The organism is Flavobacterium columnare (assembly GCF_014844295.1).
Taxonomy (GTDB): domain Bacteria; phylum Bacteroidota; class Bacteroidia; order Flavobacteriales; family Flavobacteriaceae; genus Flavobacterium; species Flavobacterium columnare.
Window position 1 is genome coordinate 1,239,565 of sequence record NZ_CP054494.1, and the last position, 21,038, is coordinate 1,260,602.

A 21,038-nucleotide genomic window follows, 5' to 3' on the forward strand; every position below is an offset into this window, starting at 1 on the left:
ACTTTAATTGGTAACTGTCAGATTAAATATTAACTATTACATTTTATTGAATTAGTACAATCCTCAGGATATTTGAAAATTTTTTTTATTTCTTTCAAATATTTTTTTCTCTCTTCTCTTCCATTACTACCTCCATTTACTAACCAACTTATTGTATCTATATAGTCGGAATCCGCTAAAAGATTTATATCTATTGCTCCATATTTTTTTGTTTCATTATCTAATTGATATGTAAATTCTTTTTTAGAGTATTGTTTACCTGTTGAATTGTCAGCTTGACTAAATATTGTTGATGGTACAGTCCAATTAGTTCCTGGTGATAATTGCTTACCTTGCTTCCAAAACCAACCAGCTGTATCAATCGCCAAAGTTAATTCCTTAGCAACTTTTTCATAATTTGTTAACACATCAACTCCAGAATATTCTTTATAAGCAGCATATCCAGCTTTCCATGTTAATTGCATTAAACCCCTTCCAATATAAGGTTTATAACTATCCTTACCATTATATTCTTCTGTAGTCTTTAATCTATCTGTTTCGTGATATATTTGTGCTAGAAAATGAATTTTTCTAATACAGGTATTAATGTCGTATTTTTTAAAAGTTTCATTTAGTTTCGTGATGAAACTTTGATTAGTTTTATCATCAAGATTACAATTTTCTGCAAAAAACAATGTAGATGTATTAGACTGTGATTCACTTTCTCTTAATTTTTTAAGTATATTTTCAAACTCAAAAAGTGTGATATCTCTATTGCAATAACAACGACTACTTATAAAAAAATACTCCCCATCTTTTTTCAAAAATTCGCCTTCGTGTTTTTTAACATCACCTTGGCATTCTGCTTGTAGCCATAGGTATTCAGTAGGTACTTTGTAGGTGTCGAAAGTGATTTTTTCGCCTTTGTCATACGAGGCATTTGCTAATGCTTTTACTATATATTCAACTTTAGCAAATTTTTTATTTTTAGCTAATTCGTCTTTTATTTTTTTAATAATTATTCCTGCAACCGTTTTTTTCTTGGCATCGGTACTAGTATCATTTTTGCTTCCAAAACTATAAGTATGTTGCCCATCTTTTATTCCAGCTAGTTTTTCTTTCCATTTTTTTAAATCTCCGTCAGATTTTGGGCGGAGTTTGATTTTTATTTTAGCTTCTCCTTTTTCTACTGTAGCTTTTAATGTGGTTAATTCGGCACCATCTTTTTTCGCTTCTTGAACGGGTAAATCGGCAGCTTTAGCTATTAAAATTTCTTCTTTTTCTTTTATTTTAATGTTTACTTCTTTTCCTTCTAGCAATACGGTTTTTGCTACTATATATATTTCTTCTTCAAGTGGAGCATTGTTTATTTTAACCAAATTAGAACCTAGCTTATATACGTCAAAAGATATTACTTCATTTTTAGCATAAGTAGTTTTAGTTAAAGCAGCTTTTATATCGTCTAGTTTTGAATATTTTTTATCTTTTCTTATTGCTTCATCTACTTTTTTCTTGATGATTGTAGCAATTTTATCTTTATCAATATTTTTGTTCTCGTTTTGAAATTTATATTGATGGGTTCCTGTTTTTTCAGTTGTTTCTTTTGTAAATTCTTCTTTGGCAAAGTAAACATCAATAATAGTTTCTACTGAAGTCTTCTCCACCTTCGTTTTTCCTATAACAGCGGGGCTTTTTCCTTCGGGGATTTCAATGGTGTGGGGTTTGTCTCTTTGAGCGGTTCCTTGGGTTTCTGCCCAATCCCATATTTCGTCTAAGGTTTCTGAAATGCTTCTAAATACTCCTTTCTCTTCTTTTTTACTCCTTGGTTTGTGCTCTGCCGGAGAACCTTTGGCTTTTTTAATTGCCGTGGGTTGTGATGGTTTTTTATTTTCTGTGGGGGATGGATTTTTTATTTCTACGTTTGAGGTTGTGTGTTTTTTGGTTTTGTAATATTCTACTGTTACATAAAATTCTAGTTCTCGTATGTCTGTCTCGCCTTCCATGGCTTTTTTCATTAGTGCTTTGGTTAGCATAAAGTCTACTTCTGCATCTCCGTATAGGTCTACTTTTGCTTTTTTGGTATCAATGAGTTGGTTGGTTGTATTGTGTCCGCTGCCTTTTGCATCGTCTTCCCATAAGGTAAATAGGACTTCTTTGTTAAACATATTTATGCAATGGGCTTTGGCTCGTAGTTTTTCTGTAAAACTAAAAACGCTGCCTTTGCTATCGTCTACGTAGTTTAGGTCTACTTTGCAGATTTTCGGGATTTTGCTGGCTTTGGGGGTTATGATTAATCCGCCTCCTTCGGGTTGGTATAAATATCCTTCCAATCGGTAGGTCTCTCCTACTGAGGATTCGCCAAAGGTAAAACTGCTGTCTCCTTTTTTCTTAATATTGGTGGTGGTAAATCTACCATCGCTTCTTTTTTTGAATAGTTCCCAGGTAACGTTTGCTTGTTCTCTTTCGGATATCGGGGTATTAGGGTACCATTCGGATATGTGATAGGTTTATTTTTCGCCTACTGTGGGCGAGGTTACTCCTGATATTGCGGATATGCCTTTTTTCATTATAAATCTGTATTTTTATTACCAAGCTTCGTTGTTTTTACTGCTGATTTCTTCTTGAAATTCTTCAAAATTCATAATGGGGTTGTATAAATGTTGTTCTCGTGGATTGGCTTTTTTTACTTGGCTTTTACTGCTTTGACTTTGTTGTCCGTGTTTTAAAATCGTTATTTTACCTCCTGTACTGCACTTTAATTTGGATATTTCGGTAACGCATTTTTTGTCTAAAATTTTTATTTTGTCGTAGGTTTTACTCCATTTTCCAGCTGCTACTTCTGCCTCTAATAAGTCTTCTAAAGCGCAATATAGGTTGTGAAATGCTCGAAGATGGGCTCCGTCTTTTATAGCAAATTTTTCAGCTAAGGAGTTTAGGGTGTCTCCTTTTTGTACTACCTGTACAGACCAACTGATGTTCATAAGTTTAAAAATATAAAAACAGAGTATAATAACATTTATATATTTATTTTACTAACAAATTTATAATAATTACACTAAACTATCATATTATTGTTATTTTATTGAATGCAATTTAATTATTATTTTTTATTTACAAATGTCTTTTTTGTAAATTTATCCAGCAACACATAACAATTTATGATTTAAAAATTTATATGAAAATAAAAAGTAACCAATAAGCTTTTATGACAATGAAGTTTATTTTTTTTATCGTTTTAGATGTTTTGTATATCTTATAATAAATTTTCCAAAAATCACAACTTATACTATTTAAACTTTAAAAACACTTTGAAAAACATTTGTATAAAATTCATAAGCTATAATTACGGCACAGCTTAATTTTCTGGGTATTAAGCTGTATTAAAGTAATTTTCTATCCGATTTTCAAGCGTTTTATATTCATTTTTATCACAAAGTCTAATGGTTATTCAATTTCTAAAATCGAGGGCATAAAAATCAGTATAGTAGTATGATTTTATGATTTGTAATAATACAAAAGAGGTTACCTAAAGGTAACCTCTTTTATGTATAATAGTTTTAGGACTATTAGTTAAATTGTGCTCTATTATCTTCAATTTTAGCATCACGTTTTAACAAGTAAATTAATCTACTTGCTGAAGACCCTTTAGATTGACTTCCTAAACGTGCTATAACTTCTTTAAAATCTTTAGATGGCGCTGCCTTTTTAGCTGCTTTTACTTTTATTTTAAAAACACCTGAATTACCTGCAATCAAAGGCGATACTACCCCAGTTTTTAATGAAAATGCAGCCCCTACTACTTTCGGCTCAGGCCCTACTGATTCAATGAAAGATCCTGCTGCTGACACGTCTTTTGCTTCTTTTACTGGCGAACCTGTTGCTTTAGCGACAGCTTCTAAAGTAGCTCCTTTCATTTTTTCTTCAATTAATTTGGTTTTTTTCTCATTTCTTAATTTATATCCAAAAGCATTTTTTGCTTCTTCAATAGACATTAAGCCTGAGTCATTAATTGATTTTATTTTTGCAATAACATGTGCATTGGGTGTTTGAAAACGTTTAACATCATCTTTATCTGCTGTAAACGCCCAACGTACTATTTCTCTTTGTAAGCCAACTCCTGGAATATTTTCATCTAAAGCAAACACTCTTGCTGCTGGTGCTACGGTTAGTTTTTCTGTTTTTACTGCTGTGTCAAAACCTTTTTCATTTGCTAATATTTCAAATTTAGAAGCTTTTGCGAATGCAGCATCACTTGTAGCTTCTGAAGGCAGAATTTTTTGAGCAATAGTAGCCAAACGAACTCCATCTTGTTTATCTGTTACTTGAATGATATGGTATCCAAATTCTGTTTCCACTAAACCTATTTTTCCTACGGGGTTTCCAAACACAAAGTTTTCGAAGTTTTTAGTCATTTGTCCCTTAGAAAAATAACCTAAATCACCCCCTTGTTGTTTAGAATTATCATCTGAACTAGTCATTGCTAACATAGGGAAAGAACTTGGATTAGCTTGCGCTTGTGCTAACAAAGCAGTTGCTTTTGCTTTTGCTTCTTCTTTTGTTCTATTTGCTTGTGGACCAGCTGAACCTTTGAATGATAATAGTATATGACTCGCTTTAGCATTAATTCCTGCTTTCTTCCCCATAGATTTAGAAATACAATAGTATTGCCCAAAGATATAAGGACCGTAGGTTGTACCAGGAGTAGTGTTAAATAAAGCTTCTGCGTGATCTACTGGTAAATCTTTTTTAGCAATATAAGTAGAATCATATTTAATATCTGAATTAGCATTTACGAACTCAATTACGTTTGATGTATTACGAAAACCAGCCACAGTATCATTTTTACCTGTCTTAGCATTATAGATTACTGAAGCGTTCATTAAAGCATTTACTTTCTCCTTAACTGCTTTTTCATCAGCTGCTGATGGTTTATCTTCAATTACAACATACTCTAATTCACGAGAAGGTTCTGCCTTATACTTCTTCTCATTTTTCTTCATATATGAAATAATTTCTTCATCTGTTAATTCCACTTTCTTATCTTCTATTGTTGAATAAGGAACAGAAACTAAATCAAATGTAACTTTATTATTTTCTAATTCATAGTTAAACTTACCCTCTGCTTGTGTCGTATAATAAGCCCCTTTAACCATTGAATTATACATTTGCTCTTTTGCAAACTGAGCTACTGATTTTTCATAGTTCAACCACTGATTCCACGATTCAGGCTGCTTTTTCATAGAGTTTAAAAACTCATTGAATTTCGCTTTATCAAATTTGCCTGCTGCATTTAAAAACTGTGGGTTTTGAGAAAATTGTGGATCTTCTTTAATTACATTAATCAATTGATCATCCCCAATTCTTAAACCTGTTTTTTCAAACTGGTCTTCTAATAAAACTCTTCTAATTTCTTGTTCCCAAATACTATTACCCGCTTGTGTAAAAGAAACTCCTTGTTGACTTTTTTGTAAAGCATCTACTTTATTTCTAAAATCTTCAAAAGTAATATCTACACCGTTAATAGTACCTGCATTTCTTGAACTGAACATAGAAGTCCCATTTTCAATTAAGGCACCTATTACGAATGCAAATAATGACAAACCTACAATCCCGGCTACCAATAGAGAACGCTGTCTAATTTTTGATAAAACTGCCATTTTATATCTTAATTTTTTAATTCAGTTGGCGAAAATACAACTATCTATGAAATAATAAAATAAGTTCGCTTTTATTTTAGCTTAAAGTTTGTTTTTTTCTAAATTATTATCTTTTTTTTCAAATTTCTTAGCAAAATTTCTCCTAAAGAAAAACATAGCAACAGCACCCAATCCTAAAAAAAAAGTTAAATAGGGCATATCATTCCCTGAATTTATTTTGATATAGGTATCATAAAACAGAAAAACTGCTGCAACCAAATAGGCGTATTGGGTATATTTCATATATTTCATAAGTTCAGTACTTTTTTATTGTAATCAAGATATTAGATCTTAAGTATTAGTATTTTTTATTCTTTAACCTTGTCTTTTTAAAGATTTTATTAACTACAAACTATACGTTCCTTGTATATTTTGAGTATCTAAGTGACTAAAATCCTTACTAAAATCAATCCCTACCCCATTAATAACGCTTCCATTATTGGTAAATCTAAATGGTTTTTGGGTAAAAAACCATTCATTCTTTTGGTCATAGTACAATTGTTCGGTTTCCAAACGTTTTCCATCATGAGTTGTAATCATTACATTTTGATCTAATTCTATTAGATTCGTTTTGTTGTAAATTATTGCATATTTAGAGGTCACTAAACTCTTATTGCCCATTTCATCATAAACCGACAAATTTAATCCCTCTGGAAATTCATTAAAGGGAAATTCTGCTGTACTATAATCTAGCATTTTAGGTGAAATTAAGACGGCTTTAATCCTGCCTGAATCAGTGTATTTTAGATTGAATTTTTCAATTTCACCTATAGGCTTAATTGATGTAATATTGATTTTACGAACTTCATTTATACTGTTTTCACAAGACACAAAAAAAAGTGAAGCTATTAAAAATAGCACCACTTTAAAGACTCCTTTTTTTTGAAAAAGATTAATCATATTTACGTTTTACAAACCATCTATCATTAAACGACAATCCTATAGAAAAATTTATATAATTTTCCTTTATAAGGCCTGATGCTGTAGTTCCTTTTTGTCCATACTCAAAGCCTATATTTACATTAGAAAAAGTGCCTCCTAATGGTAGGCCTACCCCAAGCGTTATTGCTTTATCTCTTATAGACTCTCCTTTAGCAACAACACCAATATTTTCATAACGAAGTCCTCCACGATATACCACACGATTTAAGTAACCTGAAAAGGCATTGTATTTAGGAATATAATACCCTCCTAAAGCAATTTTGGCTTTTTCTTCTCCTGCTAAAGATTTATTATCATCTAGTTCTAAATCTCCCTTAGTGGCAAATGAAGACTCAAAACCAATGGCCCATTTTTTATCAATTCCAAAAGAAGATCCAAAAGAAAATTGGTTTCGATTATTTCTAAATGAATTTTTTTGTTCTGTACCAAAGTTAAGCTCAGCTCCTGTAACTGTATATATCAAACCTTTATTCTTGGTTTCTAGCACCTTTAATCCTAAGGGCAGATCAACGGTTCCTGAGGTAACAAAATCGTATTGAGAAATTTTTGTTTTATAAAACCCTCCTAACCGAACATTTCCTCCTCTAACTTGATATTCTGAACGCTCAAAAGTTGCATTAGCATTTGAATCGTGAAAAAATATTATATCTTTCTTAATTATCCCAAAATCATAATCAAACTCAGCTCCTAGACTAAATTTGGGACTTATCTTATACCCTAAAGAAATATAGGCTCTATTCATACCTCCTAATCCTTCTAGATTACGGGTGTTAAAACCTTCTTTGGCATTAATTTTATATCCCACATAGGAGTTTGCATATAATCCTATCCCTACTCCTAACTTATTCGTTAAAGGAAAGGCTGCCGTCAGATAATCAAAGGTAACTCGTTGGGCTTTTTCTTCAATAGAAGTATTTCTAAAATTTACTTTTGAAAAAGCACCTCCCATTGATAAGGTCGTTAACTTCATATTAGATAAACTTGCGGGGTTCTGAAAGTTAATATGAATACTATCCATAACAACACCTATTCCTCCCATTGAACGATTTTCAACTGAATTAGCAAACTTAGTCTCACCAAGACCGTAAGATGAATAAAATGAAGCCGAACCTGTCTGTGCGGTATTTTGCAAAGTAAAAAGGAACAAAGTCCCTGAAATTATTTTTCTAAACATTGTATTTGGTATTGGTATATATGATTCAAACTTTCTAATAAAAAATTTGAATTCGCAAATATGGTATTTTTTAATCGTTTAGCCAAAAAATTAGCATCTCCTCCCGTTAAAATTATGATAAATTTTTCTTTATCTTTTTTTAGCTCATCAATGTAACCATCAATTTCAAAACTCAAACCATTAACTACACCTGAGTGCATGGAACTAATGCTTGAGTTGCCAACTAAATCTTCCGGCTCATTTAGTTCTAACAAGGGTAACTGGGCTGTATAATTATGCATAGAAGCATAACGAAGTCGAAAACCTGGAGAAATAGCTCCGCCGTGATAAACATTGTATTCATCTACAAAATCGTATGTCACACAGGTCCCTACGTCAATAATTAATCTATTTTGAAACGGAAATTGCAAAACAGCTCCCGCAGCTAAAACCATACGATCCACTCCGAGTGTATTAGGAGTTGCATATTGATTAAGAAAAGGAAACTTGCTTTCTCTAGAAATCTGCACAACATTCCATTTTTTTTGAAGCCAAACAATTTGCTTTTTTTCTAATTTACCAACAGAAGAGAGTATTAAATCCTTGCATAAAGGATATTTCTCTAAAAAAAATTCCATTTCAGATAAAATTTTTTCAAGTGAAAAAGAAGCTAACTCTAAAAACATATCTTTCTCTATAACAGCTACTTTAACTCTTGTATTTCCAATATCTACCGCTAAAACCATGACTTCTTTTTAATTATTTACAAAGATATAAATAGATTTTTTGAAAAAATGTTTTGCAGAAATGAAAAAAGCTACTATATTTGCATCCGCATTCGAGAAGCATTAACGCTTCAAGAAATGGTACCTTAGCTCAGTTGGTAGAGCAACGGACTGAAAATCCGTGTGTCCCTGGTTCGATTCCTGGAGGTACCACAAATCACAAGATGATTACGTTCGAAAAAGTTATTGGTACCTTAGCTCAGTTGGTAGAGCAACGGACTGAAAATCCGTGTGTCCCTGGTTCGATTCCTGGAGGTACCACATTAAAACCACTATTTTTAGTGGTTTTTTTATTTTGACAATGTAGCAAAAAAGGATCAAGTCAAAAATCGGATCAAGAACAAAAGTTGGGGAGAATTTAATTAAAAAAGGAGATTTTTGTCAAATTTAAACACTATTATGGACCCTATAACTCTTTTAAAATTGATGCTTCCTGATTTTCTAGTTGATTATTTTGAAATAATTTCAGTTGATAATTCAGAAGAAAACCTACATCTTTATTTTGAAGAAAAAGCAAAACCTCCAAAAGAGTTTGACAACATAGAGTTAGCCTCCAAAGACTTGACAGACGAAATAACAATTTAAGATTTTCCACTAAGAGGAAAGTTTGTGTATTTACACATAAAACGTCGTCGTTGGACTAATAAAAACACAGGTGAGATAGTTAAAAGAGATTGGAATTTAGTAGCTAAAGAAACACGTATGACGCAAGAATTTGCATCTTTTTTAAAAGAAATCAATCGATAACACAGCTATAGAATCTCAAACTATTGGTAGTTTCTTTGGAGTTAAGGGTAAAAAACTACAAAGACAGTATAAAAAGCATCTGAGTTCCTTTAGTTCTTGGGAACCAAGAGAACACGCGCATCAATGGATTATTTATCCCCAAAATATGGGGACACATCTATCAATTGATGAAGTAGCTTTGTATCAGGGGGAACTTTACACTATTGTAACCAACAAAAAATTCAAAGGTAAAAAAAGTTCCTTAGTAGCTATTATTGCTGGAACAAAGGATGATCAAGCCATAGAACATATCCGTAAAATTGATCCTGAAAAAAGAAATTGTGTCAAAGAAATAACATTAGATATGGCCAATACTATGAAATTGATAGCTAAAAAATGTTTTCCAAAAGCAATACAAGTAACCGATAGATTCCATGCCCAAAAACGAGCCTTAGAAGCCTTACAAGAAATCAGAATCAAATACCGATGAAAAGCTACAGATATGGAAAATCAAGCCATAATAAAAGCAAAATCAGAAAACAAAACACATATTCCACAAATTTTACCCAATGGTGATTCCCCAAAGCAATTATTAGCTAAACACAGGTATTTACTCTATAAATCTCGCCAAAAATGGACGATAAACCAACAAGAAAGAGCTGAAATTCTATTTGAACTATATCCAGAGATAAAAACAGCATACCATTTATCTCAATAATTAAGAAATATCTACAACACCAATAACGATAAAAATGTTGCAATGTTAAAATTAGCCCATTGATATAGAACAGTAAAAGAATCAGGATTTAAAAACTTCAACATTGTTCTAAATACAATAACACTCAATTATCAATCAATACTAAACTACTTTGATAATAGAAGTACTAATGCAGCTACTGAATCTTTTAATGCTAAAATAAAAGCCTTTAGAAGTCACTTTAGAGGGGTGAGAAAAATAGATTTCTTCTTATTCAGATTATCCAATCTTTTTGCATAATCTCCAACTTTTGTTCTTGATCCACGTCATACTCCATTCTCTAGTAATAACAAAACTACAACTTTTATCTTGATCGCTTTGGGAGAATAAAACTTTAAGACATAAAAAAAGCCCTCTATAAATAGAGGGCTTTGTACTCAAGGCGGGACTTGAACCCGCACGAACTAATGTTCACTGGATTTTAAGTCCAGCGTGTCTACCAATTCCACCACTCGAGCGTTGTTATTCTAGTAACAGAGCGAAAAACGGGGTTCGAACCCGCGACCTCAACCTTGGCAAGGTTGCGCTCTACCAACTGAGCTATTTTCGCAAATTTAATTAGCACTGTAAATTACAAATTGGTTTAAAAAATACTTCTAAAAATTTAGTACTCAAGGCGGGACTTGAACCCGCACGAACTAATGTTCACTGGATTTTAAGTCCAGCGTGTCTACCAATTCCACCACTCGAGCGTATATTTTTTAAAACTTATGCAACCATGAACGTATATAAAGTAATTAAATTACTTTATCCCTTTCCTACTTTTGAAAGGATTTTTTGTACTCAAGGCGGGACTTGAACCCGCACGAACTAATGTTCACTGGATTTTAAGTCCAGCGTGTCTACCAATTCCACCACTCGAGCGTTGCTATTCTAGTAACAGAGCGAAAAACGGGGTTCGAACCCGCGACCTCAACCTTGGCAAGGTTGCGCTCTACCAACTGAGCTATTTTCGCATTTAATTTAAAGAACATTGCCTTACTTCCGTATTGCGAGTGCAAATATACAACAAGAATCAGTATTTACAAATACTTAAATAAAAAAAAATCAAAACTTTTTTTAAATATTTAAGATTCAATTCTTTAAATTTCTAAAAAATTATTTTTTTGCAAGCATACGCTTGATTTCATTTAGTTTCATTAAAGCTTCTACGGGAGTCAAGGTATTAATATCTAAATTCTGAATTTCTTCTTTTATTTCTTGCAACAAAGGATCATCTAAATTAAAAAAACTTAGTTGCATTTCTTCTTCTTCATTGCCTAAGTTCCCTTGTGCTGTTTTACCGTTTAAAACCTCCGAAGAATGATTTTTTTCTAATTTTTTTAGAATCTTACCCGCTCTTTGTATAACTGTTTGCGGCATTCCAGCCATTTTAGCCACGTGAATACCAAAACTATGCGCACTTCCTCCTTTTTCTAATTTACGGATAAATAGCACATTGTCTTTTAATTCTTTTACAGACACATTATAGTTTTGAATTCGAGTTAACGTTTCTGTCATCTCATTAAGTTCATGATAATGAGTAGCAAAAAGTGTTTTGGGTTGTGCTGGATTTTCATGTAAAAACTCTGCAATAGCCCATGCAATAGACACACCATCATACGTACTCGTTCCTCTCCCTATTTCATCCAACAAAACTAAGCTTCTATTGGATATATTATTTAGGATTGATGCGGTTTCATTCATTTCCACCATAAAGGTTGACTCCCCCATAGATATATTGTCACTAGCTCCCACACGCGTAAATATCTTATCAACCACGCCCATAGTTACGGCTTCAGCGGGTACAAAACTCCCCATTTGTGCCAATAAAACAATAAGCGCTGTTTGTCTTAGTATAGCTGATTTTCCTGACATATTAGGCCCTGTAATCATAACCACTTGTTGGAGGTCTCGATCAAGATACACATCATTGGCTATATACGGCACTCCTATAGGCAATTGTTTTTCAATAACTGGATGGCGTCCGTTTTTTATATCTAATACATACGTATCGTTAATTTCTGGACACACGTAATTGTTTTCAATTGCTTGTTGCGCAAACGAAGTCAAACAATCCAACTGAGCAATGAGGTTAGCATTATGCTGAACAGGCTTAATATAGGTTGCAACCCAAGTTACTAACTGTTCAAACAAAGACATTTCTAATTGATGAATTTTTTCTTCGGCTCCTAATATTTTTGATTCGTATTCTTTTAATTCCTCTGTTATATAGCGTTCTGCATTTACCAATGTTTGCTTACGAATCCACTCTGAAGGCACTTTGTCTTTATGTGTATTCCGAACTTCTATATAATATCCAAAAACATTATTAAAAGAAATTTTCAAAGATGGTATACCAGTTTTTTCAGATTCTCTTTTTTCTATTGCTTCCAAAAACTCTTTCCCTGAATTTGAAATATTTCGTAATTCATCTAATTCTTCATTTACTCCTAGCGCAATGGCATTTCCTTTATTAATTGCCACTGGTGCATCTGGATTTAGTGTATTACTAATTTTTTCTCTTAGCAATTCACAAGCATGCAAACTATCCCCTATTACTTTCACCGCCTCCTGAGTGCTTTTTAAAGCAAGTGTCTTAACTGGTTCAATAGCATCTAAAGAATCTTTTAAATACACTAATTCTCTTGGCGAAACTCTTCCAGCTGCCACTTTAGATATCAAACGTTCTAGATCTGATATCTGCTTAATCTGTTGTTGAACTTGACACAATAGATCTTGATTATCTTTAAAATAACCAACTACTTCATGGCGTCCTTTAATCTTATTTATATCTTTTAGCGGAAGAGCTAACCATCGTTTTAACAAGCGTCCTCCCATAGGAGAAAGAGTACGATCTATTACATCTAACAAGGTAACAGCGTTAGGATTATAACTATGATATAACTCTAAATTACGAATAGTAAAACGATCCATCCAAACGTAAGCATCTTCTGCAATGCGGTGAATAGAGGTTATATGCTGAATTTTATTATGTTGGGTTTCGGATAAATAATACAAAATAGCTCCTGAAGCAATAACACCATGCTCTAACTCTTCTATTCCAAAACCTTTTAGAGAATTGGTTTGAAAATGATTAATCAAACTTTCAGTTGCATAGTCTTGTTTGTATACCCAATCTTCAAGATAAAAGGCGTGAAAATTTTCACCAAAAAGTCCTACAAATTCTTTCTTATTCTGCTTAGGAACTAAAATCTCACTTGGATTAAAATTTTGCAATAATTTATCTACATAATCCGCATTTCCTTCAGAAGTTAAAAACTCGCCTGTTGATACATCTAAAAAAGCCACACCTAATTGTTTCTTACCAAAATAAACAGAAGCCAAAAAGTTATTAGATTTAGACATCAACACCTCATCATTCATAGAAACACCAGGAGTAACTAACTCTGTTACTCCGCGTTTTACAATAGTCTTGGTCATTTTGGGATCTTCCAACTGATCACAAATAGCCACACGTAAACCCGCCTTTACCAATTTTGGCAAATACGTATTTAAAGAGTGATGTGGAAACCCCGCCAAGGCCGTTTCACTTTCTGTTCCACTCCCTCTTTTTGTTAAAGTGATTCCTAAAATACGAGCTGTGCGAACAGCATCCTCTCCAAAGGTTTCGTAAAAATCGCCCACTCTAAACAACAAACAAGCATCTGGATATTTAGCCTTAATCTCGTTATACTGCTTCATTAGAGGAGTTTCCTTAGGTGTTTTAGCTTTTACTGACAAAACGTTAATTTTTTTGATTAATCGCGACGAATTTACTTATTTTGGCGTAATATTTGATCAAATATTTTTACATTTGTGTATAACTAATTACAAGTCAATTATGAAAAAGGCAATACTAGCAGTAGCAACAATAGTATTTTTAGGAAATTTATCATCTAATGCTCAAGAAAAAGCAAAAAAGGCCGCTTCAAAAGCAAAAATGGAAGTAGCTAAAAAAACAGAAGAAACAAAATTTGAAATTACAAAAGTATCAGGCCCTGGGATGTATGTAGAAAAAGAAACTATAGACTATGGTACAATTGAACAAGGTGCTGACGGAAAAAGAGAATTTGTTATTGTTAACAATGGTAGCGAACCATTGGTTATTTCAAACGCTCAAGGTTCTTGCGGTTGTACTGTTCCTTCTTTTCCTAAAGAGCCAATTGCTCCAGGAGCAAAAGCTGTAATTGGTGTTAAATATGATACAAACCGTGTAGGAGCTATTAACAAATCGGTAACGGTTACTACAAACATGAAAGATAATCCTACCAAAGTATTGCACATTACAGGTAATGTTGTGGCTAAACCAGCACCAACTAGCCCTCTAGATGCTAAACCAACAGGTCCGACTGTACAGTAATTAAAAGCTTTTTTAAAGATTTATAAAGCTCTCCTTGGAGGGCTTTTTTGTTTCATTCTACTAAAACAGCAATTTATACCCCTCCCTTATCATAGATAATACTAACGAATTAACAACAGTATATACAAAACAACATTATTTATTATCGAAAGAAATGTAAATTTGTCCGATGAGAAAAATTGAGAATAGCGAATTAGAACGCAAAACAGTAGAGGAGTTCAAAGAAGCTCAAAAAACACCTCTTATTATCATATTAGACGATATACGAAGCCTTCACAACATTGGTTCTGTATTTAGAACAAGTGATGCTTTTTTAATTGAAAAGATCTATTTATGTGGAATTACCGCCACGCCTCCTAACAAAGAAATTCATAAAACAGCTTTAGGAGCAACTGAAACGGTTTGTTGGGAATACCATAAAGACGTGTTAGAGGTTATTGAAAATCTTAAAAAAGAAGAAGTTGAAGTATATGCTATTGAACAAGTTGAAAACGCAATATTCCTTGATCAATTTCAACCTAAACTTACTAAAAAATATGCTTTGGTTTTTGGAAATGAAGTTTTTGGAGTAAATCAAGAAGCTGTAAAACTTTGCCATGGAGCCATTGAAATACCTCAACTGGGCACTAAACATTCTTTGAATATTTCTGTAAGTACAGGTATTGTTGTCTGGGATTTGTTTTGCAAACTAAACAAAAAATAAAAAGGATTAAAGGTTTTTATATAAAATCCCTTTAATCCTTTTCAGTGTTTCTAGCAATTTAATTTTTCTTGTATTTTTTGCAAGATAATTACATAATCCTCCTGTCGTTTTACAAAATCCAAATCAGAAACATCTATTACTAATACATTTAATCCTAATTGCGTTTTAATATAATCTAAATACCCTTTATTAATTTTATCTAAATATTCTGCAGGTATTTCTTGTTCATAACTACGCCCTCTCTTTTTTATATTTTTGAGTAATCTATCGGTGTTCTGATATAAGTATACGTATAAATCAGGTTTGGGCATTTCTTTATAAATAATATCAAATAGGGTTTTATAAAGGCGAAACTCATCACCTTGTAACGTAACCTTTGCAAAAATCAAGGATTTAAAAATATGATAATCTGCCACTACAAAATCTGCAAAAAGATCAAATTGCGACAGATCGTCAGCTAACTGTTGGTAACGATCCGCCAAAAATGACATTTCTAATGGGAAAGCATAACGTCCTTGGTCTTTGTAAAATTTAGGCAAAAAAGGATTATCTGCAAAACGTTCTAAAACTAATTTAGCATTAAAATCTGCTGCTATTTTGGAAGCTAAAGTAGTCTTACCTGCTCCAATATTTCCTTCTATAGCTATGTAATTTAGTTTATCTACATCAAACTGTTTAATAGGAGCCGTTAGTTCAGCAACTACTTCACAAGAGCTAGTATCTGGACAGTCTAACAACAAACGATCTATATTTTTGCACAAAACAGGATGCACCCATTCTACCCCAAGATCCTTCATAGGGTACAACACAAAACGTCTGTTTTGCATGTGAAGATGCGGAATTATTAAATTTTCAGTATTTAATACCTGATCATCAAACGCTACAATATCTATATCAATAATACGGGATTCATAGCCTACTTCTTTCTTCCTTTGACGACCCATTTCTTTTTCTATACCTCCTATTTTCCTTAAAACTTGTTCAGGCGTAAAAGAGGTATGAATAAGTATTGCACAATTATAAAAAGCATCGCTTTCAAACCCCCAAGCAGGTGTTTCATACAACTTTGACACTTGTAGAACCAATCCAATTTTATTATGAATCAACTGTATACAAGTCATTATATGATCAAGTTTCTCCCCTTGATTACTCCCTAAAGATAATATAACTTTTTTTTGTATTCCCATGCTTGGCAAAGTAACTAAAAAGAATTGGAGAATAGAAGTATATTTGCATCTGTGTTAATAACTTATTTTTTCATGTAACTTTTTTAATTTTTTAAACACTAATCTGTAAAAAACAAAACAATGAATTTTTTAAAAAATGTATTAGCAAGCATAATTGGTCTTTTCATATTCTGCATGATCTGCTTTTTTAGCATTATTATACTAGGCACTTTACTAGCTGGCGGAAAAGAAAAAATAGAAATTAAAGACAATTCCGTACTGATATTAAATTTAGAAAAAATAACGGAAGATTATGCTGGAAAATTTAATTATGAAGATATGCCTTTTTTAAACGAGAAAGGAAAAGGGGAAGGCTTAACAGATATATTAAAAGCAATCCAACAGGCTAAAGAAGACACCAAAATAAAAGGAATTTCTATTTTAAACAACACGCTCAATCTGGGTATTGCTCAAACCAAAGCTCTTAGAGATCAACTAGAAGACTTTAAAAAATCAGGAAAATTTATATTAGCGTACGGCAATACCTATTCACAAAAAGAATACTATCTAAACTCTGTTGCCAATACAATTTATTTAAATCCTGTTGGCGAATTAGAGTTTAAAGGCTTATCTAGCGAAGTAATGTATTTTAAAGATTTTCAAGATAAAACAGGCATCAAAATGGAGGTAATCCGACATGGAAAATACAAGAGTGCTGTTGAACCTTTCTTGACGAACACTATGAGTTCTGAAAATCGTGAACAAATTAGTACTTTTTTAAATTCTATTTGGAAGGCTGTAGTTGAGGATATAGCTCAATCAAGAAACGTATCTGTAATGGATTTGAATGCAATAGCAACTGATTTGTTAGCCCGTACACCTGAGTTAGCAAAACGTCATAAGCTAGTAGATATAGTAGCATATGAAGACATTTATCATCAAGACATCAAAAAAAGATTAAAAGTAGCTAATAACGAAGATTATAACACTGTAACAATCCTTGATTATTCCAAAGAATTAGCTAGTAATGAAGAATTTAGTTTAGGTGAAAAAATTGCTGTTATTTATGCACAAGGTGAGATAGGTTCGGGAGAAGGGGATCTAAATACTGTGGGAGAAGGCTCTATGAAAAGATCATTAAAAGAAGCTCGTGAAGACCAAGACATCAAGGCTATTGTATTACGCATTAATAGTCCTGGAGGAAACGCCCTAACCTCTGATTTAATTTGGAGAGAAATAGAACTAACCAAAAAAACAAAACCAGTAATTGTATCTATGGGCAATCTGGCTGCATCTGGAGGTTATTACATAGCTTGTAATGCCAACAAAATCTTTGCGGAATCAAGTACAATAACTGGTTCTATTGGAGTTTTTGGTATGCTACCAAACTTATCCGAAATCAGCAAACGATATGGTATCAATACAGAAACGGTAGAAACTCATAAAAACGCATCGGGATATAGTGTTTTTGAACCAATAGACACTGATTTTAGGAACTTTACACAAGAGGGTGTTGAAAATATTTATAAAACATTTGTAAACCGTGTGGCTAAAGGGCGTAAAATGACTTTTGAACAAGTAGATGCTATAGCACAAGGCCGTGTTTGGAGTGGCTCTGATGCCCTTAGAATTGGATTAGTAGACCAAATTGGAGGACTAGACGATGCCATAGCTTACGCAGCTACTATTTCGAAAGCAAAAGATTATAACACAATATCGTATCCTGAATTTGAAAAAAATTTCTTTGATGAATTTGAAAAGAGCGGATTTATAAGTTTCTTTAAAACTCGCGAAAATCTCTTAAAAGAACAAATTGGCGAAGAAGGTTTAGAAATGATTCATCAAATAAAACGAATGAATAATCGAAAGGGGATGCAATTAATACTTCCTTATGAGTTAAAAATAAATTAACGTATAATACAAAAATCCGTTTTCATATTAAAGCGGATTTTTTTTATGTATTTTTGTGTGTAAGCTAAAAAGCTTTACAAGATACAATTTCAAAAAAGATTATAAAATGAAAAAGAAAATTTTTATAGGTATTGGAGCCTCTCTATTAATGATAATTGGGGTTTTAGCCTGCATTCCATTATTTTTTAAAGATACAATAAAAGCCAAAATTCAAGAAACCATTAATGAAAATCTAAATGCCAAAGTTGCATTTGCTGATGCTGATATAAGCTTATTTAAAAGTTTCCCAAAAGCTACTATTTCCTTACAAAAATTTATCATCATAAATCATGCGCCTTTTGAAGGGGATACCCTTGTTGCTTTTGACGAACTAAATCTAAAAATGTCTGTAACTGAACTTTGGAAAGACAAAAAAGACCCCATGTCCCTAGAGTCAATCAGCATTAAAAACGGGTTAGCCAATATCCTTTTCAATAAAGAAGGCAAAGGAAATTTTGATATTGCTAAAAAAACGAATGACCCTTCTAGTACTAATGAAAAAAGCGAACCATTTTCAATGAACATACAAAATTATGCTGTTGAAAATTTTCGTTTCAAATTCTATGATGAGCGTTCCAAAATTAAAATGGTTTTAGACAGTATACAACATAGCGGAAAAGGAGACTTTGGCTCTCAAAAATTAGATTTAGAAACTCAATCTGTTGCTAAAGTTTCTCTTGACATGGATAAAATGAACTATATGAAAAATGTAGTCATTACATTAGATGCCGTATTAGGAATAGACTTATCTGCTAATAAGTATACCTTTAAGGAAAATAAGGCAAAAATCAACGAACTTCCTCTAGAGTTCAATGGGTTTATACAAATGCTACAAGGGGAACAACTTTATGACTTAACTTTTAAAACACCTACCTCTTCTTTTAAAAACTTCTTAGGTCTTGTCCCTGCGCAATATGCAGGCAATTTAGAAACCGTAAAAACATCAGGCGATTTTACAATAAATGGTAAGGTAAAAGGAAAACTAAAAGAAAATATAATCCCTACATTTAATATTGCTATAGCATCTAATAATGCTTCTTTTCAATATCCCCAACTTCCAAAATCAGTCCGAAACATTGTAATTGACACTAAAATAATTAACGATAGCGGCGCTTTAAATGATACGTATGTAAATCTAGACCAGTTATCTTTTCAAATAGATCAAGACATTTTTAACGCAAAAGCGTCTATCAAAAATGTAGCTACGAATCCACATGTTAACGCAGCTCTAAAAGGAACTATTAATCTAGGCAATTTCACAAAAGCGTACCCTATAAAAATAGACAAACCCCTTTCTGGAATTCTAAAAGCAGACATAACAACAGAATTTAACATGCAAGCTGTTGAAAAGAACGAGTATGAAAAAATTAAAAATGCAGGCACTTTACATTTAACTGGATTTAACTATACTGGTCCTGAGATGGCTAAACCAGTTCAAATAAAACTAGCTCAGGTTAGTTTTACGAATAGCCAGATTAAACTGAATCAATTAGATATGAAAACAGGGAGTTCGGACTTAAAGATAAATGGTATACTAGAAAATTTCTATGGCTTTTTCTTCAGAAAACAAACCTTAAAAGGTAATTTTAATATGGGCTCAAACCAGTTATATGTTGCCGATTTTATGGCTCCTGCTCCAGTAAACTCAACAAACAATCCTAATTCAAACACCTCTAACAGCGGAGCAAACTCTTCTGTTAAAAAAGGAAAAAAAGAAGCCGTTAAAATACCCGCTTTTCTTGATTGTACAATTAGCGCAAAAGCAAACACAGTTGTATATGATAATTTAACACTTAAAAATGTATCAGGTAAAATGATGATTAAAAATGAAACTGTTTCGTTACAAAACGTAAAAACAGACATTTTTAACGGCACTATTGGTTTTAATGGACTTGTATCTACAAAAGGCAATATTCCAACATTTAATATGAATTTAAACCTCGACAAGGTGGATATTACCCAATCTTTTACTCAATTAAATCTACTAAAAAATATTGCACCTATAGCAGGAGCTATCACTGGAAAGCTTAATTCTACTATTAAGCTAAATGGTAATTTAGATGCTGTTGAATTAACTCCAGATATTAAGACTTTAACAGGGGACTTATTAGGACAATTACTTTCTGCTTCAATAAATGCTAATAATTCACAAATGCTTAGTGCATTAGGATCTCAATTAAAGTTTTTAGACATCAAAAAAATCAATTTAAATGATATTAAAGCCAATTTAGCATTTGATAAAGGACGTGTAATTGTTAAACCATTTAAAATAAAATATCAGGACATCGTAGCTGAAGTAGGTGGCACACATGGTTTTGATCAAAACATGAATTACAATATCAAATTAGATGTACCAGCTAAATATCTAGGAGGTGATGTAAATAAGTTATTAGCAAAACTGAGTCCTAACGAAGCATCAAGAATTGAAAGTGTTCCTATTAACGCGTTGATGACAGGTAATTTTAAATCACCAAAAGTAACTACAGACCTAAAACAAGCAAGCTCCAACTTAGCCTTACAAATTGCGAAGTCACAAAAAGACAAATATCTTAATCAGGGAGTTGATGCTCTTAGCAACATTCTAGGAGGAAATAAAAAAGGAAAAGATTCAACATCTACAAAAGATCCTAAAAAAGAAGCTATTAAAAATACAGCTAACCAAGTTCTTGAGGGTCTTTTTGGTAGAAAAAAATAATTAATTATTAAAAACAAAGAGCTGTGGATGTCTAAAAAGGGATCTATTAATCTCTAGTTTATCTTTTACACAACAGGAAAAATCAGATTATCAACACCATAATTTGACTTTTCCTGTTCACTTTATTCAAACCTCTCTTTGGTT

Annotated in this window: 14 protein-coding genes, 7 tRNA genes and 2 pseudogenes; 9 read left to right on the forward strand and 14 right to left on the reverse strand. The window is 32.4% G+C overall.

Going from position 1 to position 21,038, the window contains the following annotated elements; all coding sequences use genetic code 11:
• Positions 1-29 precede the first annotated feature (29 nt).
• From HUE53_RS05485 to HUE53_RS05515, 7 genes are all read right to left on the reverse strand, one after another.
• Positions 30-2,309 carry a glycoside hydrolase family 19 protein gene (locus HUE53_RS05485; RefSeq protein WP_192188773.1) on the reverse strand — a complete coding sequence of 760 codons (2,280 nt, stop codon included), beginning with the start codon at positions 2,307-2,309 and terminating at the stop codon, positions 30-32.
• A gap of 255 nt (positions 2,310-2,564) precedes the next feature.
• Entirely contained in the window at positions 2,565-2,960 is a 396-nt protein-coding gene (locus HUE53_RS05490) for a PAAR-like protein (protein WP_014164987.1), read from the reverse strand.
• A gap of 585 nt (positions 2,961-3,545) precedes the next feature.
• A complete protein-coding gene (locus tag HUE53_RS05495; protein WP_014164988.1) occupies positions 3,546-5,636 on the reverse strand; it encodes a peptidylprolyl isomerase in 2,091 nt (696 codons plus the stop codon).
• Between the two features lie 81 nt (positions 5,637-5,717).
• On the reverse strand, positions 5,718-5,927 hold the full coding sequence (locus HUE53_RS05500; protein ID WP_041253187.1) for a hypothetical protein: 210 nt from the start codon (positions 5,925-5,927) through the stop codon (positions 5,718-5,720).
• Between the two features lie 93 nt (positions 5,928-6,020).
• A complete protein-coding gene (lptC, locus tag HUE53_RS05505) occupies positions 6,021-6,575 on the reverse strand; it encodes an LPS export ABC transporter periplasmic protein LptC (RefSeq protein ID WP_014164990.1) in 555 nt (184 codons plus the stop codon).
• Complete coding sequence (locus tag HUE53_RS05510; protein WP_014164991.1) at positions 6,568-7,791, reverse strand: porin family protein; 1,224 nt, start codon at positions 7,789-7,791, stop codon at positions 6,568-6,570. The genes lptC and HUE53_RS05510 overlap by 8 nt, the downstream gene beginning before the upstream one ends.
• Complete coding sequence (locus HUE53_RS05515) at positions 7,776-8,516, reverse strand: type III pantothenate kinase (RefSeq protein WP_014164992.1); 741 nt, start codon at positions 8,514-8,516, stop codon at positions 7,776-7,778. Before HUE53_RS05515 ends, HUE53_RS05510 begins: the two co-directional genes overlap by 16 nt.
• Before the next feature lie 119 nt (positions 8,517-8,635).
• Here HUE53_RS05515 and HUE53_RS05520 point away from each other — a divergent pair.
• The 5 genes and pseudogenes from HUE53_RS05520 to HUE53_RS14475 all read left to right on the forward strand — a co-directional run bounded on the left by HUE53_RS05520 (position 8,636) and on the right by HUE53_RS14475 (position 10,278).
• Positions 8,636-8,708: transfer RNA gene (locus HUE53_RS05520), tRNA-Phe, on the forward strand.
• A 35-nt stretch (positions 8,709-8,743) separates the two neighbouring features.
• Positions 8,744-8,816 (forward strand) — tRNA-Phe (locus HUE53_RS05525).
• Between the two features lie 138 nt (positions 8,817-8,954).
• Positions 8,955-9,302, forward strand: a pseudogene (locus HUE53_RS05530) (ISAon1 family transposase N-terminal region protein).
• A 145-nt stretch (positions 9,303-9,447) separates the two neighbouring features.
• Complete coding sequence (locus tag HUE53_RS14470; protein ID WP_317171807.1) at positions 9,448-9,771, forward strand: transposase; 324 nt, start codon at positions 9,448-9,450, stop codon at positions 9,769-9,771.
• 12 nt (positions 9,772-9,783) lie between these two features.
• Positions 9,784-10,278 (forward strand): annotated as a pseudogene (locus tag HUE53_RS14475) (ISL3 family transposase).
• Between the two features lie 134 nt (positions 10,279-10,412).
• Here HUE53_RS14475 and HUE53_RS05540 read toward each other — a convergent pair.
• The 6 genes from HUE53_RS05540 to mutS all read right to left on the reverse strand — a co-directional run bounded on the left by HUE53_RS05540 (position 10,413) and on the right by mutS (position 13,722).
• Positions 10,413-10,496: transfer RNA gene (locus HUE53_RS05540), tRNA-Leu, on the reverse strand.
• Between the two features lie 19 nt (positions 10,497-10,515).
• Positions 10,516-10,588: transfer RNA gene (locus HUE53_RS05545), tRNA-Gly, on the reverse strand.
• Between the two features lie 58 nt (positions 10,589-10,646).
• A tRNA-Leu gene (locus tag HUE53_RS05550) sits at positions 10,647-10,730 on the reverse strand.
• 88 nt (positions 10,731-10,818) lie between these two features.
• Positions 10,819-10,902 (reverse strand) — tRNA-Leu (locus tag HUE53_RS05555).
• 19 nt (positions 10,903-10,921) lie between these two features.
• Positions 10,922-10,994, reverse strand: a tRNA-Gly gene (locus tag HUE53_RS05560).
• 142 nt (positions 10,995-11,136) lie between these two features.
• Positions 11,137-13,722: a DNA mismatch repair protein MutS gene (mutS, locus tag HUE53_RS05565; RefSeq protein WP_097609315.1), complete on the reverse strand. Its 2,586-nt coding sequence runs from the start codon at positions 13,720-13,722 to the stop codon at positions 11,137-11,139.
• Between the two features lie 139 nt (positions 13,723-13,861).
• Between mutS and HUE53_RS05570 the strand changes: the two genes are divergently transcribed.
• Complete coding sequence (locus tag HUE53_RS05570; RefSeq protein ID WP_014164996.1) at positions 13,862-14,380, forward strand: DUF1573 domain-containing protein; 519 nt, start codon at positions 13,862-13,864, stop codon at positions 14,378-14,380.
• A gap of 169 nt (positions 14,381-14,549) precedes the next feature.
• The gene (locus tag HUE53_RS05575; RefSeq protein ID WP_014164997.1) at positions 14,550-15,083 is read left to right on the forward strand and encodes an RNA methyltransferase; all 534 of its coding nucleotides are present in this window, start codon (positions 14,550-14,552) and stop codon (positions 15,081-15,083) included.
• A 50-nt stretch (positions 15,084-15,133) separates the two neighbouring features.
• On the opposite strand, the gene folK is transcribed toward HUE53_RS05575, so the two are convergent.
• The gene (gene folK, locus HUE53_RS05580) at positions 15,134-16,270 is read right to left on the reverse strand and encodes a 2-amino-4-hydroxy-6-hydroxymethyldihydropteridine diphosphokinase (protein ID WP_014164998.1); all 1,137 of its coding nucleotides are present in this window, start codon (positions 16,268-16,270) and stop codon (positions 15,134-15,136) included.
• 120 nt (positions 16,271-16,390) lie between these two features.
• Between folK and sppA the strand changes: the two genes are divergently transcribed.
• Both sppA and HUE53_RS05590 read left to right on the forward strand, forming a co-directional pair.
• Complete coding sequence (gene sppA / locus HUE53_RS05585; RefSeq protein WP_077225657.1) at positions 16,391-18,160, forward strand: signal peptide peptidase SppA; 1,770 nt, start codon at positions 16,391-16,393, stop codon at positions 18,158-18,160.
• 106 nt (positions 18,161-18,266) lie between these two features.
• On the forward strand, positions 18,267-20,894 hold the full coding sequence (locus HUE53_RS05590) for an AsmA-like C-terminal region-containing protein (protein WP_077225658.1): 2,628 nt from the start codon (positions 18,267-18,269) through the stop codon (positions 20,892-20,894).
• Positions 20,895-21,038: the final 144 nt, after the last annotated feature.